The sequence below is a fragment of the Bacillus swezeyi genome, assembly GCF_001969815.1.
Taxonomy (GTDB): Bacteria; Bacillota; Bacilli; order Bacillales; family Bacillaceae; genus Bacillus; species Bacillus swezeyi.
In genome coordinates this window covers 103,985-117,933 of the sequence record NZ_MRBK01000012.1, presented here as the reverse complement: position 1 = coordinate 117,933, position 13,949 = coordinate 103,985, and the positions used below count along the sequence as shown (strand labels likewise).

The window sequence follows — 13,949 nt, the reverse complement described above, 5'->3', positions numbered from 1 at the left end:
ATGAAACGTTTTGACACAAAAAACCCTTGCCGTTTGGCAAGAGTTTTTTTTCATTACTTGTAAGTCAGCAAGAAGTATTTCTTTTTGCCGCGGCGAATGACGGTAAACTGTCCTTCGATGCGGTCCTCGCTGCTGAGAACGCCGCTTACATCAGTCCGGCGCTCACCGTTAATGTATACGGCTCCGTTTGTGATGTCTTCACGGGCCTGGCGTTTCGAAGGCGACAGCTTTGATTGGACAAGTACATCGACGAGAGGCAGCTCATCCGTTTGCTCGAGTTCTAAAGAAGGAACCCCTTTAAAGCCGACCTTCACTTCCTCGGCTGTCAGCTGTTTGATATCGCCGCTGAACAGCGCTCTGGAAATATTAACAGCCTGGTCAAACGCTTCACGGCCATGGACGAGAACCGTCACTTCTTCAGCAAGGCGTTTTTGCGCCTCGCGTTTTTCAGGTGCAGTCTCCGTTTTTGCAGCCAGATCTTCAATTTCTTCTTTTGACAAAAAGGTGAAGTATTTTAGGTATTTGACAACATCCCTGTCATCTGTATTGATCCAGAATTGGTAAAATTCATACGCCGAGGTCTTCTCTTTATCGAGCCAGATCGCTCCGCCTTCTGTTTTTCCGAATTTCGTTCCATCCGCTTTTGTGACGAGCGGGATCGTCAAACCGAACGCTTTTGCGTTCTCTTCCGATTTGCGAATCAGCTCAAGACCTGAAGTGATATTGCCCCACTGGTCGCTGCCGCCGATCTGCAGCTTGCATCCGCTATTTCTGTACAGATTTAAGAAATCGAGCGACTGAAGGATCATATAGCTGAATTCAGTGTACGATATGCCCGATTCGATTCTGGAGCTTACCGTATCCTTGGCAAGCATGTAGTTGATGCCGAAGTTTTTGCCGACATCACGCAAGAAATCAATGACACTCATTTGGCCGATCCAGTCGAAGTTATTCGCCATGACCGCCGGATTCTCATCAGCTTTAAAATCAAGGAAACGGGATAGCTGATTTTTGATTTTCTGCGACCATTCGCGGACAATCTCTTCATTGTTCAATGTGCGCTCTGCTTTCTTTCCGCTCGGATCGCCGATCAGACCCGTCGCTCCGCCTACGAGTGCAATCGGGTGATGTCCGGCCAGCTGAAAGCGGCGAAGCATTAAGATCGGCAGTAAATGTCCGATATGGAGGCTGTCGGCCGTCGGGTCAAATCCGGAGTATAAGCTGATTTTGTCATTAGCCAGCAGCTCTCTCAGCCCTTCTTCATCCGTCTGCTGCTGAATCAGCCCCCGAAAGGATAAATCATCAAGTAAGTGTGTCATTATCATTAGCTCCTTTTTAAAAAATAAAAACGCCCCTTCGAATAAACGAAGGGACGATCAAATCGCGGTACCACCCTGCTTAAAAGAACACGAGACCGCGCTCTTTTCACTCTTGTTGATAACGGAAACTTCCGTTCTTTTGCTACAAAGCGGGAGGCTTTTTCGCAAAAGCGGTTCGTGAGTGTAATTCAAACCATCCATATGTGCTGATTTTCACCGGCCATCAGCTCTCTAAGACAGGGAGGGATCGTTCTACTGGTCTCAGTCTTCACCTTTTATTATTTGACTAAATCTTTTTTAACATAATATTTTTGCTTTGTCAATGAAGGTCAGTCCTCCATCGTTGAAAGATCGCCGGCCGGAAGGTTCAGCTCCCACGCTTTCAGGACGCGCCTCATAATCTTTCCGCTTCTCGTTTTCGGCAGCTTATCTTTAAATTCGATTTCCCTTGGCGCGGCATGTGCGGCCAAGCCTTTCTTCACGAACTGCCTAATTTCCTCTTTTAATGAATCTGACGGCTCATATCCTTCTCTAAGAGCGATGAATGCTTTTATGATTTCTCCCCGGACGGGATCCGGTTTGCCAATGACGCCTGCTTCAGCGACAGCTTGATGTTCGAGAAGCTTGCTTTCCACTTCAAACGGACCGACGCGTTCTCCTGATGTCATAATGACATCATCAATTCGTCCCTGAAACCAAAAGTATCCGTCTTCATCCATATAGGCGGAATCTCCGGACACATACCAATCACCCGGCATAAAATAGGAGCTGTATTTTTCAGGGTTGTTCCAGATGGCGTGCATCATCGACGGCCAGCCTTTTTTAATGGCGAGATTGCCCATTCTGTATGGCGGGAGCTCATTTCCCTGGTTGTCAACAATCGCAGCCTCGGTTCCAGGAAAAGGCTTGCCCATCGAACCAGGCTTAATCTCTATGCAAGGATAGTTGCAAATCAGCTGTGCCCCTGTTTCCGTCATCCACCATGTATCATGAATCCGATTGTGAAAGACTTTATGCCCCCATCTGATCACTTCGGGGTTTAAAGGCTCGCCAACGCTTAAGACGTGTCTTAAAGAACTCAGGTTGTATTTGTTCGCGAGTTCGTCTCCGGCTCCCATCAGCATTCGGAAAGCCGTCGGCGCACTGTACCATACAGTCACTTCAAGCTGTTCAATCGTCTCGTACCATGATTCAGGGCTGAACCTGCCGCCCACCACGACATTGGTTGCTCCATTCAGCCACGGTCCGAAAATGCCGTAAATGGTTCCGGTTACCCAACCGGGATCCGCTGTACACCAATAGATGTCATCCTCCCGCAGATCAAGAACCCATTTGGCGGTCTGGTATTGCTGAATCATCGCTCTATGGACGTGGAGAACCCCTTTTGGCGCGCCGGTAGAGCCTGATGTATAGTGAAGCAGCATCCCGTCTTCCTGATCCATCCATGCAATCTCAAGATCGGTGTCTGCTTCCCCTGCTTTTGAAAAGTAATCGATAACAGGCCCTTCTTCCTTTACCCCTTCTCCGACGACCACGATCGATTCAAGATCCGGCAGCTCATCAGCCGGCACCCGCTCCAGCAGTTCGGGCGTCGTGACAATCACCTTTGCCCCGCTGTTTAAAAGCCTGTCTTTGACAGCCCCTTCCATAAACGCTTCAAATAAAGGTCCGACGATCGCTCCCAATTTGACAGCGCCGAGAATAATAAAATAAAGCTCGGGTGATCTCGGCATAAAGACAAACACACGGTCTCCCTTTTTGACATTGGCATGCTGCTTTAACACATTCCCAGCTTTATTTGTTTCATTTTTCATTTCTCGGAAGGTGTACTTTTCTTCGCGGACCGGATCTTTGTAGTAAAATGCCACTTTATTTTTCAAATTTGATTCAGCGTGGCGGTCGATAGCTTCATAAGCGGCATTCATTTTCCCCGTTTTGTGCCATGTAAAATTTTTTTCGGCATCTTTCCAGTCAAATGTACGGTATGCTTCATCATAGTCTTTTAAATTGTAGTTTCCCTTTTCGGCTGGCAACGCTTTCAATTCCATGCCCATCCCCCTTTGTTCGGTCATCAAAATATATTATAGTATAGATTTTTTATTTTCTCAATTTTTAAAAAATAGTATTCTTTTCTTTGAAAACGCTTAATATTTTGGTATGTTATGTATAAAAGACTTCAACTAAGATGTAAGGCGGTGGATACGTGGAGCATCACAAAACTTATCATGCCAAGGAATTGCACACCGAGAAAGGCGCCTTGCTGATAGAAGGCCCTATCAGCGCTGAAAAGCTTGCAGACTTTGAGTTTCATGCCGAGCTTACAGCCTTTCGCCCATCTCAAAAACAGCACGAAGCATTAATCGAAATCGCAGGGCTTCCCGAAGGACGGATTATCATCGCTCGTTTCCATCATACCATTGTAGGATATGTCACCTATGTTTATCCAGACCCGCTTGAAAGGTGGTCTGAAGGAAACATGGAAAATTTAATTGAACTTGGCGCCATCGAGGTGATTCCAATGTTCAGAGGCCATTCCGTCGGAAAGACGCTTTTAGAGGTCAGCATGATGGATAAACAGATGGAAAAATACATTATCATTACGACCGAATATTACTGGCATTGGGACTTAAAGGGGACAAACAAAGATGTCTGGGAATACAGAAAGATGATGGAGAAGATGATGAATGCCGGAGGACTTGTCTGGTTTGCAACAGACGATCCGGAAATCAGTTCTCATCCCGCCAACTGTTTAATGGCCCGCATCGGAAAAGAGGTCAGTCAGGAATCGATCGAGCGGTTTGACAGGCTGCGATTCCACAATCGTTGTATGTATTAAGGGAGCAAAGGGGACCTAAGTATGATTGTTGAAAAAATCATGAAAAGGGATGTTGTGACACTTTCCAGAACAGATACGATAGAAGAAGCGATGAAACGAATGAGAACATTTCATATTAAGCACCTGCCGGTCATCAATGAACGGGGAACTGTCGTAGGCGTCGTAACAGACAGGGATGTGAAGAAAGCAAGCCCAAGTATATTTGCTCACAACAGCTCTGCCAAGGATCTGCAAAGACCGGTTGAACTGATCATGTCAAAAGAAGTGGTCACAGGTCATCCGCTTGATTTTGCCGAAGAAATTTCAGCCGTATTTTTCGAACATGACATCGGCTGCCTGCCGATCGTCAAAAACGGAAAGCTCGTCGGCATCGTAACAAAGTCAGACTTGCTTCATACATTTGTCCAGCTGACCGGCGCTCATTTTCCCGGCTCGCAAATCGAAATTAAAACCGAGGATATCACACAGGGCCTCGCCGATATCAGCCCAATATTCAGCAAGCGCCAAATCGGTATTTTAAGCGTGCTTGTTTATCCCGGTGAAAAAGAACATTCAAAAATTCTCGTATTTCGCGTACAAACGATGAATCCCGCCTCAATCATCAAAGACGTGAAAACCAAAGGGTATCAGGTTCTCTGGCCCGCAGAACAAAGGGATTTGCTATGAAGGACAGCGTGTTTGTATTCTCTCCCTCCTACCAAATTTATCAATTTCATCAAGACCATCCATTCAACCAGCTGAGAGTATATGTGACATATGACCTTTTAAACGCCTTGGGCGCGTTCGAACAGGGAGATATCGTCCCTCCGCGAATGGCGGTGGAATCCGAGCTCAGCCTTGTTCACACAAGCGATTATATCAGAGCCGTTCAGCTGGCCGGGGCGGGCAAACTGCCGGCCGCTGAAAGCGAGAGCTACGGACTTGGAACAGAGGATACACCCGTTTTTGCCGGTATGCACGAAGCCGCATCTCTTTTGGTTGGCGGAACGCTGACAGCCGCAGACTATGTGATGACCGGAAAGGCAAAACATGCCCTTAATTTAGGAGGCGGGCTTCATCACGGATTCAGAGGGAGAGCTTCAGGTTTTTGCGTATATAACGATAGTTCAGTCGTGATTCGCTACCTGCAGGAAAAGTATCACGCTAAAGTGTTATACATTGATACAGATGCCCATCACGGAGATGGCGTGCAATTCACGTTTTATGACGATCCATCTGTCTGCACTGTATCGATACATGAAACAGGCCGCTATCTTTTCCCTGGAACGGGTCAAGTTCAGGAACGCGGCCATGGAGAAGGCTATGGATACGCTTTTAACATCCCGCTAGATGCGTTCACTGAAGATGATTCTTTTCTTGACTCCTACCGAACGGCTGTCACTGAAATCGCTGAATTCTTCAAACCGGACGTCATATTGACGCAGAACGGCGCTGACGCTCATTTCTATGACCCGCTCACACACTTATGCACAACGATGAGAATTTATGAAGACATTCCAAAGCTTGCCCATGAATTGGCCCATACTTACTGCGGCGGGAGGTGGATTGCCGTCGGCGGCGGAGGCTATGATATTTGGCGTGTGGTGCCGCGGGCATGGGCAAGAATATGGCTTGAAATGAAGGGCATCAAAGCAGAAGGTAACATGCCTGAAAAATGGCTGAAAAGATGGGAAAAACAAGCGTCGGTCCCGCTTCCTTCAGCATGGTGTGATCCGGAAGATTTATATCCTCCGATTCCAAGGAAAGCAGAAATTACAGAAAAAAATGCGCAAACCATTGCAAAAGCTCTTTTCCCGATTCGCTCTGCCCATCGCACGACATAAAAAGAGGCTTGCCGAAAAGTTTGTGAAAGACAGCTTGAACAACCAAGTTGTATCGTTTCATAAAGTATACAGCAGAATGATAGCCATCTTTTCATTAGGCCGTGCATTTTCAATAGCACTTCCGACAGCTTGAAAAACCTAGGGCACCTATGATTATCCTCCTCAAGTTCCATCGAACACGCTTCATGACAGCTATAACATTGCCCTTTTACCCCTTTGCCTCGCGATAATGGAGCGAGGCTTCCGGCAAATCGCGATTTATGAATTCAATACCGCTCTTCTGAAATACACGCGATCCTGAGTCGATCGTGTTCATTTATTCTTTTTTTTTCAAACCGCTGAAGCCAGTCAGGATGAATTGGCGTGAAAAAAGGCCTTGCCCGCGGCAAGACCTTTATTTCTTTGTATTCAGTTTGCTGATCACGATTTCGACGCGCCTGTTTTCCTTCATATGGCTTTCAGTGCGATTGTCCCTGACCGGTTTTGTATCGGCGTACCCGACAGCGAGAAAGCGGGAAGAGTCGAGTTTTTCTTTTTCTGTAAAATATCCGATCACAGTGCTCGCCCTTGCTGCAGATAGCTCCCAGTTGGAAGGAAAGCGGTACGTGGAAATCGGACGGTTGTCTGTATGCCCCTCAACATTGATAGGATTGGACACCGTTTTCAGCAGTACGGCGATTTTATGCAAAAGCGGGTAAGCCTGATCCTTAATATCCGCTTTTCCCGAATCAAAGAGGACCGCTTCTTGAAGCACAAGGATGACGCCGCGTTCATCACGTTTAGCCGTGATAAGGCCTGAGAGCTGATTTTTTTCAATATAGTCATTGATCTTCTTTAATAAATCATCCTGACTGTCAGCCGCTTTTTTCGCATGCTGATCACGGCCCCGGTCTGTTTGTTCGGTCGCGGACTCCCCATCGGCTCTGTCCTGAAACGAACCTACCGCCGCTTTAAATTTATTTAAATCGATTTGCGACATTGAAAACAGTAAAATAAAGAACACAAGAATCAGCGTAATCAAATCCGAAAACGTGATGATCCAGTTGGACGATTTGCGGCCGGATTCGCGCTTTCTTCTTTCATGCCTAAGCTTCATGAGCCGGTCCTTTTTGCTTCATGTTTTCCGCATGCTTTTTTTTCCATTCTTCTTTGGAGCCGAATACGACGAGCTGGCTTTCAAGGTTGCGCGGATTTCTTCCTGACTGAATGCCGATGATTCCTTCTATCATCACCTGCTTCTTAAAGATTTCATTTTCCGTCTTTTCTTCAAGCTTTGCAGCGATTGGAATAAACAGCATGTTGGATAGAAGTGAGCCATAGAGCGTCGTCAAAAGGGCGATGGCCATGTTCGGACCGAGCGTTTCAGGTTTGTTCAGATTTTTAAGCATCATCACAAGTCCGACGAGGGTTCCGATCATTCCCCATGCAGGTGCAAACTCCCCAGCTTTTTCAAAGACTCTTCTTCCCTTTCTGTGCCTTTCTTCCATCGCAGCGATTTCCGCGTTCATCACATTGCGGATCGTCTCCTCATCCCAGCCGTCGATGGCCAAAAGAAGCCCTTTTTTTAAAAAGGGGTCCTTCATTTCATTCACATCTGCGTCCAAGGATAAGATGCCCTGTTTGCGCGCCTGCTCAGAAAGCGTCACAAAGGTTTTAACCAAATCCCGCACATCATCATCTTCCGAAACAAATACCTGCTTCAGCACAGATGGCGCTTTTTTTAAATCTTTCGGAGAAAAACTGACAAATACAGCCGCGCATAATCCGCCTGTCACGATAAAAAAGGACGTTAAATCAATAAATGAATAAAAACCGGAAAGACCCGCTCCTGAGACCACGCCGATCACTAAAATGAAAATACCTAAAATAAAACCGACCGGTGTAAGATAATCAAATCGTTTCATTTTTTACATTCTCTCCAGCTCAAGGAAAAGAAAGCAAGGCATTCACGAAAACTTGTGAACACTTGCTTTCTTTCTTGTTTAATTTTGTTTTTTTAGGATTTTGTAGATTGTCTTAATTCAATTCGATGCGGCAGCTGGACAATGTGCTCTTCGACTTCTTCCTTGTTCATCAGCTTTGTCAGAAGTCTCATAGCCACGGCACCGATGTCATATGTCGGCTGAACGACTGTCGAGAGCTGCGGACGAACCATTAGTGAAAGTCTTGTATTGTCAAATCCGATGACCTCAAGGGCTTCCGGAATTGATAGTCCTTTGTCCTGTGCGGCATGAACGATTCCAAGCGCCATTTCATCTGTGGCAGAAAGGACAGCCGTCGGTTTTTCATCAAGCTTCATGAGCGCCTCCAGCGCTTCCATCCCGGAATCGTACGTATAGTCGCCTTCTGCAACATACTCTTCTTTAAATTCGAGGCCATGATCCTTGAGCGCTCTTTTGAAGCCCTGAAGCTTCTTGACTTTATTGATCGGCTCAATCAGCGGGCCGGCTACAAACGCCAGCCGTTTATGGCCTTTTTCGATCAGCATGCTCGCTGCATCATAAATGGCCTGCTCATAATCGATTGCAACGGAAGGCGTTTCTCCTTTTTCTTCAACAGACGCCGCAAGCACAATCGGTACAGGTGAACGTTTAAATTCTTCAACATGGTCTTCCGTTACATTTCCGCTCATAAATACGATTCCGTCGACTTGCTTTCCGAGCATCGTATTGAGGAGATGCAGTTCTTTGTCCATATTTTGATCAGAGTTGCTCAAAATAATGTTGTATTTGTACATCGTAGCAATATCTTCAATTCCTCTGGCCAGCTCTGAATAAAAGATACTGGAAATATCAGGGATTATCACGCCGACAGTTGTCGTTTTTTTGCTTGCCAGGCCTCTGGCCACAGCGTTTGGACGATACCCGAGACGTTCGATGGCTTCAAGCACCTTTTTTCTCGTCGTCGGCTTTACATTCGGATTTCCGTTGACCACTCGTGAAACTGTCGCCATACTTACATTTGCTTCTCGTGCCACATCATATATTGTCACATTACTCATTTTTACCACTCCTTCAACTGGGTACACTTTTCTTATTCTATAGCATAAACATTTTCATGTAGAGAAATGTCAAAATGTCATACTTTATGTAAAATAAACGGAAGACCAGTTTACATTATTTTTCATAATTGTTCAAAGCAAAAGGTTCTCTTCTGAAATTATACACGGTTTTACCTAATATGAAAACGTTCCCTTTATTTTTATAATTAATTTAAATAGGAAAAAACAACTTCTTAATTAAAAATAAGAATTTTTTTCGACAATTTTCAAATACAAAAAAGGACCGCTTGTCGAGAGCGGTCCAAAATGGATTTGATAAATTATGCTTTGACCTGAACCAGCGGCTTCAGCTCATTCAGCCACTTTTCAAATGTCGGAATATCCATTTGCTGTGCAGAGTCGGAAAGCGCGACAGATGGATCAGGATGAACTTCGGCCATTACGCCGTCAGCTCCGATCGCAAGCGCTGCTTTTGCCGTAGGGAGCAAGAGGTCGCGACGTCCTGTTGAATGAGTGACATCCACGAATACCGGAAGATGCGTCTCCTGTTTAAGAATCGGTACAGCTGAAATATCCAAAGTATTTCTCGTCGCTGTTTCGTACGTTCTGATCCCGCGCTCGCAAAGGATGATTTGATCGTTTCCTTGTGACATGATGTACTCCGCCGCATTGATGAATTCCTTCAATGTAGCAGCAAGCCCGCGTTTTAAAAGGACAGGCTTTTTCACGGAACCAGCCGCTTTTAACAGCTCGAAGTTTTGCATGTTGCGGGCTCCGATTTGGATGACATCGATGTAGTCAATCGCTTCTTCAATATGCTGTGGATTGACGATTTCACTGATGACAGCCAGATCATACTCATCAGCAACACGTTTTAAGATTTTTAAGCCTTCGACACCAAGCCCCTGGAAATCATAAGGGCTTGTACGCGGTTTGAAGGCTCCGCCGCGAAGCAGTTTCAAGCCTTGTTTTTTAGCCGCTGCTGCCACTTCGGCAACTTGGTCGTAGCTTTCAACCGCACATGGACCGACGATGAACCTTTGTTCACCATCACCGATTTTTTCGCCTTTTAGATCAACAATTGTATTTTCAGGCTTTTTCTTGCGCGAAACAAGGAGCGCCTTGCTGTGATCATCTTCCTGCAGTTCAAGCCCCGCTTTAAAAATCTCTTTGAAAATATGCTGAATTGTGGAGTTTTCAAACGGACCATCATTATTTTCAATAATGTTGTTCAGCATCGTTCTTTCTCTGACCGGATCATAGCGATTGATCCCTTGGGCTTCCTTCGCTTTTCCAATCTCTTGGACAATTCTTCCTCTTTCATTAATCAGCTTTAAAATCTGCAAGTTTAATTCATTCGCCTGCTGCCTCAGCATATCCAGTTCAGTATTGCTCATATTATTCATCCTTTCTTTTGGCTTCATCCTGTATGAGATAATAAATGATTCAATTGATTAGGGTTAATTATAAACAATGTTTGATAAAATGTCACGAAAAAATTCTTTATTACCCAAACGCTTTTAAGCGATAAAGTATAATATGCGATTGATCCCTTGCTGTGTAGGTATTTATCGCGGATCTTCAAAAAAAGAAAAAAAAAGAATCATGTATTGATTCTTTAACTTGATTGTCTGTAAAGCCGCTGTATCTCGGTTTCTACGGTATATACCCGCTGATTCAAAGCTGCGGTCTTATCATCGACATATTCAGTTATGTTATCTGTAAATTGCCCCATGCTTTCGATGATGTTTTTTTGGAGCTGTTCCTGTCCTTTTTTCACGTCTTTTACATCTGCTTCAAGGCGGTCAAGCCGCTTGTCCACTTCATTGAAGCGCTCATCCATTGCGCTGAAACGCTCGTCCACTTCATTGAAGCGCTCATCCACTGCGTTGAAACGCTCGTCCACTTCATTGAAGCGCTCATCCACTGCGTTGAAACGTTCGTCCACTTCATTGAAGCGCTCGTCCACTGCGTTGAAACGCTCGTCCACTTCATTGAAGCGCTCGTCCACTGCGTTGAAACGCTCGTCCACTTCATTGAAGCGCTCATCCATTTTGCCTAAACGCTTATCTATTCCATCCAGGCGCTGATTGATCGGATTGAGTTCTTCCTTTAGAACGGATTGAAGCATGTCCTTTAATTCGTTGCTCATCACATCACCTCCCGCTTGCTTGCTTTATTATATCGCAGAACGATGGTTCAAACGATGCATTTTCGTAAAAAGGCATTTCCAGTAGGTAAAAGCCTCAAGATCAAAAAAAAAGACCAATACGTTGATGCGAATTGGTCTTTTTTCATTAATGCCTATTTGCTGTTTTCTGCAAGAGTCTGTGCGGTAATCTGTGAATGGGAGGCATGCCATTTTACTTTGCCGTTTGTGAAAATGATGGCTTGAGGGCTTTCATGCTTAATCCCGTAATGTTCAGCTATATAGTTTGATAACGGACGGCTTTCCTGCACCTGTAAATAATATGTGGGATAGTCTTCATGCTGATTGGCGAATGCTTCAAATTCATCAAAAGCGCGCCTGCTGATCGGGCATGTAATACTGTGTTTCAAAAAGATAAACGTATCATTCTGTTCTACAAGCCGTTTAAATTCATCCTCTGTTTGAATGAGCTGCTTTGACATGATATCTCCCTTTCCGCATTTATTTCTGGGCCGTATCTGCTGTTTCCCTTGCTTCATTCTCGATTTCGTTTTTGGCATCCTCGGCTGTTTCTTCGATTGCAGAGGATGCTTCTGCCTTCATCTCATCAGCTTTTTCGGCACCTTTGCTTCGCAAATCTTTGACTTTATCCATGAGCTGAGATGATTGATCAGCTACAAGCTGTGAAATAGAAGATGTTTTTTCCTTTGCGATGCTGACATATTCCGAGCCTTTTTCTCTCGCTTCATTTGTCAGCTTGCCTGTTTTGTCTTTCAGAACAACGGCCTGGTTTCCGATATCATCGCGAAGCTCCTTTCCTGATTTCGGCGCCAGAAACAAAGCTGCCGCTGCCCCGATGATTCCTCCAACAAATGTACCGACGAGAAAATCTTTCGTATTCATTCCATCTTTACTCATTTATAATTCCTCCTTCATCTTCTTTCGTTTCCATTTATTCCAAATTTCTAAAGCTGCATTGCTCCAGCTGACAACTTGAGAAATTTTTTCACGGTTTTGCTCTGTTGCTGATGCGACAGAGTCAGACACCTGCTGAATTGAACTGTTAAACTGCCGGACGGAAGTTCCGACTTCTTGAACAGCGTCAACAACCGTATTCAATTTCAAAGATTTTTGCTGAATATCATCCGCGAGACGATTTGTTTTATGTAGGAGCTCTGTTGTTTCATCCGTAATACCCTTCATCTGTCCTTCAAGCCCTTCTAAGGTCGATGCGACATTATTCAGCGTCATTTGAAGGGATTTTAATGTCTTTGATAAATAAATAACTAAAATAAGAAAAGCAACGGCAATGAGTGCGGCGCTTAAATAAAGAATAATAATCATCTAATCCTCCTCAAGCTATGGGCTTATAATTGATGTATACCCAATTGATCAAATTGTAAACCTCTTTATATATTTTTTCTACACATTTAGATAAAATCCTTTAACCGATTGTCTGCCTCGATATGTACAAAAAAGCAGCGGATTGACTCACACTGCCTTTTGTATGTTATGCTAATACATTTTCATATGCTCTTAAATACTTTTGAATATCTCCTGCACCCATGAAAATCAAAACGCCATTTTCATGTTCTTTTAAAATGGATGTATCATTTTCATCAATCAGCTTCGCCTGCCCGATTCTTTCCTGCAGATCAGTGATCGTCAGCTTTCCTGCGTTTTCACGGGCTGATCCGAATATATCGCAAAGATATACGTAATCGGCTTTCTTCAAGCTTTCGGCAAATTCATTCATGAAAGATTGTGTCCGGGTAAAAGTATGCGGCTGAAATACCGCGACAATGTCCCTGTCGGGATACTTTTGTCTTGCAGCTTCGATCGTCACCGTGATTTCTGTCGGATGATGGGCGTAATCGTCAATCAGAACTTGGTTTCCGATGATTTTTTCATTAAATCTCCGCTTTACACCGCCAAAGGTTTTAAGCCCTTCTTTAATAATGTCGACATCCACTTGCTCGTAATGGCAAAGCGCGATGACAGATAATGCATTCAAAACGTTATGGCTTCCGTAAGCTGGTATATAGAATGTATCGTAGAAGGTATTGCGGACGAAAACATCAAAGGTTGTGCCTTCCGTGTTTTTGATGACGTTTCTCGCCTGAAAATCGTTTTCCTCCGCAAACCCGTAGTAAACGACCGGAACATTTGCATGGATTTTCATCAAATACTCGTCGTCTCCGCAAGCGATGATCCCTTTGTTTACCTGAAGAGCCATCGTTTGAAACGCATCAAATACATCGTCAATATTTGCGAAATAGTCAGGGTGGTCAAAATCAATATTTGTCATGATGGCATAATCCGGCTGATAGCTTAGAAAATGCCTCCTGTATTCACAGGCTTCAAGGACGAAATATTCGCTGTTTTCGCAGCCTTTACCCGTACCGTCTCCGATTAAAAAAGAAGTCGGTTTCGCTTTTTGGATCACATGGGATAAAAGCCCTGTTGTTGAAGTTTTGCCATGCGCCCCTGTAACGGCAATGCTTGTAAACTTTTTCAGGTAGTCCCCGAGAAATTTATGATAGCGCACGACAGGCAGGCCTTCGGCACGCGCTTTTTCAATTTCGGGATGAGTATCAGGAAAGGCGTTCCCTGCAATAACTGTCATTCCCGGCTTAATGTTTTCGGGATCAAAAGGATAGATAGGAATTTTTCTTTCTTCTAATGCAGTCTGTGTAAAAATGTACTTTTCGATATCCGATCCTTGGACAGTATATCCATTATCATGGAGAATTTGGGCAAGCGGACTCATACCTGTCCCTTTTATTCCTACAAAATGATAAACAGTCATAATTGTACCTCC

The 13,949-nt window shown here is 44.6% G+C and carries 14 protein-coding genes and 1 other annotated feature; of the genes, 3 read left to right on the top strand and 11 right to left on the bottom strand.

Annotated elements, in window-relative coordinates; genetic code table 11:
* Positions 1 to 53: 53 nt before the first annotated feature.
* Together tyrS and acsA are read right to left on the bottom strand one after the other, a co-directional pair.
* Positions 54 to 1,319: a tyrosine--tRNA ligase gene (gene tyrS, locus BTA30_RS11810; protein ID WP_076761433.1), complete on the bottom strand. Its 1,266-nt coding sequence runs from the start codon at positions 1,317 to 1,319 to the stop codon at positions 54 to 56.
* 46 nt (positions 1,320 to 1,365) lie between these two features.
* Positions 1,366 to 1,597, bottom strand: a binding site (T-box leader).
* Between the two features lie 51 nt (positions 1,598 to 1,648).
* Positions 1,649 to 3,367, bottom strand: a complete 1,719-nt coding sequence (gene acsA, locus BTA30_RS11805) for an acetate--CoA ligase (protein WP_076761432.1) — start codon at positions 3,365 to 3,367, stop codon at positions 1,649 to 1,651.
* Positions 3,368 to 3,522: 155 nt separating this feature from the next.
* On the opposite strand from acsA, the gene BTA30_RS11800 reads away from it, so the two are divergent.
* The 3 genes from BTA30_RS11800 to BTA30_RS11790 are packed head-to-tail and all read left to right on the top strand — an operon-like array spanning position 3,523 to position 5,978.
* Positions 3,523 to 4,155, top strand: a complete 633-nt coding sequence (locus BTA30_RS11800) for a GNAT family N-acetyltransferase (RefSeq protein ID WP_076761431.1) — start codon at positions 3,523 to 3,525, stop codon at positions 4,153 to 4,155.
* A 21-nt stretch (positions 4,156 to 4,176) separates the two neighbouring features.
* Positions 4,177 to 4,821, top strand: a complete 645-nt coding sequence (locus BTA30_RS11795) for an acetoin utilization AcuB family protein (protein ID WP_076761430.1) — start codon at positions 4,177 to 4,179, stop codon at positions 4,819 to 4,821.
* The gene (locus BTA30_RS11790; RefSeq protein ID WP_076761429.1) at positions 4,818 to 5,978 is read left to right on the top strand and encodes an acetoin utilization protein AcuC; all 1,161 of its coding nucleotides are present in this window, start codon (positions 4,818 to 4,820) and stop codon (positions 5,976 to 5,978) included. The genes BTA30_RS11795 and BTA30_RS11790 overlap by 4 nt, the downstream gene beginning before the upstream one ends.
* A gap of 394 nt (positions 5,979 to 6,372) precedes the next feature.
* Here BTA30_RS11790 and motS read toward each other — a convergent pair whose 3' ends face one another.
* The 9 genes from motS to murC all read right to left on the bottom strand — a co-directional run bounded on the left by motS (position 6,373) and on the right by murC (position 13,937).
* Positions 6,373 to 7,074, bottom strand: coding sequence for a flagellar motor protein MotS (gene motS, locus BTA30_RS11785; protein ID WP_076761428.1), 702 nt, complete (start codon positions 7,072 to 7,074; stop codon positions 6,373 to 6,375).
* Entirely contained in the window at positions 7,064 to 7,882 is an 819-nt protein-coding gene (motP, locus tag BTA30_RS11780) for a flagellar motor protein MotP (protein ID WP_076761427.1), read from the bottom strand. Before motP ends, motS begins: the two co-directional genes overlap by 11 nt.
* A gap of 92 nt (positions 7,883 to 7,974) precedes the next feature.
* Entirely contained in the window at positions 7,975 to 8,979 is a 1,005-nt protein-coding gene (gene ccpA, locus BTA30_RS11775) for a catabolite control protein A (RefSeq protein ID WP_076761426.1), read from the bottom strand.
* A gap of 320 nt (positions 8,980 to 9,299) precedes the next feature.
* Positions 9,300 to 10,376, bottom strand: coding sequence for a bifunctional 3-deoxy-7-phosphoheptulonate synthase/chorismate mutase (locus BTA30_RS11770; RefSeq protein WP_076761425.1), 1,077 nt, complete (start codon positions 10,374 to 10,376; stop codon positions 9,300 to 9,302).
* Positions 10,377 to 10,597: 221 nt separating this feature from the next.
* Positions 10,598 to 11,131, bottom strand: coding sequence for a hypothetical protein (locus BTA30_RS11765; protein WP_076761424.1), 534 nt, complete (start codon positions 11,129 to 11,131; stop codon positions 10,598 to 10,600).
* Between the two features lie 152 nt (positions 11,132 to 11,283).
* A complete protein-coding gene (gene ytxJ, locus BTA30_RS11760) occupies positions 11,284 to 11,610 on the bottom strand; it encodes a bacillithiol system redox-active protein YtxJ (protein WP_076761423.1) in 327 nt (108 codons plus the stop codon).
* 19 nt (positions 11,611 to 11,629) lie between these two features.
* Complete coding sequence (locus BTA30_RS11755) at positions 11,630 to 12,046, bottom strand: YtxH domain-containing protein (RefSeq protein WP_076761422.1); 417 nt, start codon at positions 12,044 to 12,046, stop codon at positions 11,630 to 11,632.
* Entirely contained in the window at positions 12,047 to 12,472 is a 426-nt protein-coding gene (locus tag BTA30_RS11750) for a DUF948 domain-containing protein (RefSeq protein ID WP_076761421.1), read from the bottom strand.
* Positions 12,473 to 12,638: 166 nt separating this feature from the next.
* Positions 12,639 to 13,937: a UDP-N-acetylmuramate--L-alanine ligase gene (murC, locus tag BTA30_RS11745; RefSeq protein WP_076761420.1), complete on the bottom strand. Its 1,299-nt coding sequence runs from the start codon at positions 13,935 to 13,937 to the stop codon at positions 12,639 to 12,641.
* Positions 13,938 to 13,949: the final 12 nt, after the last annotated feature.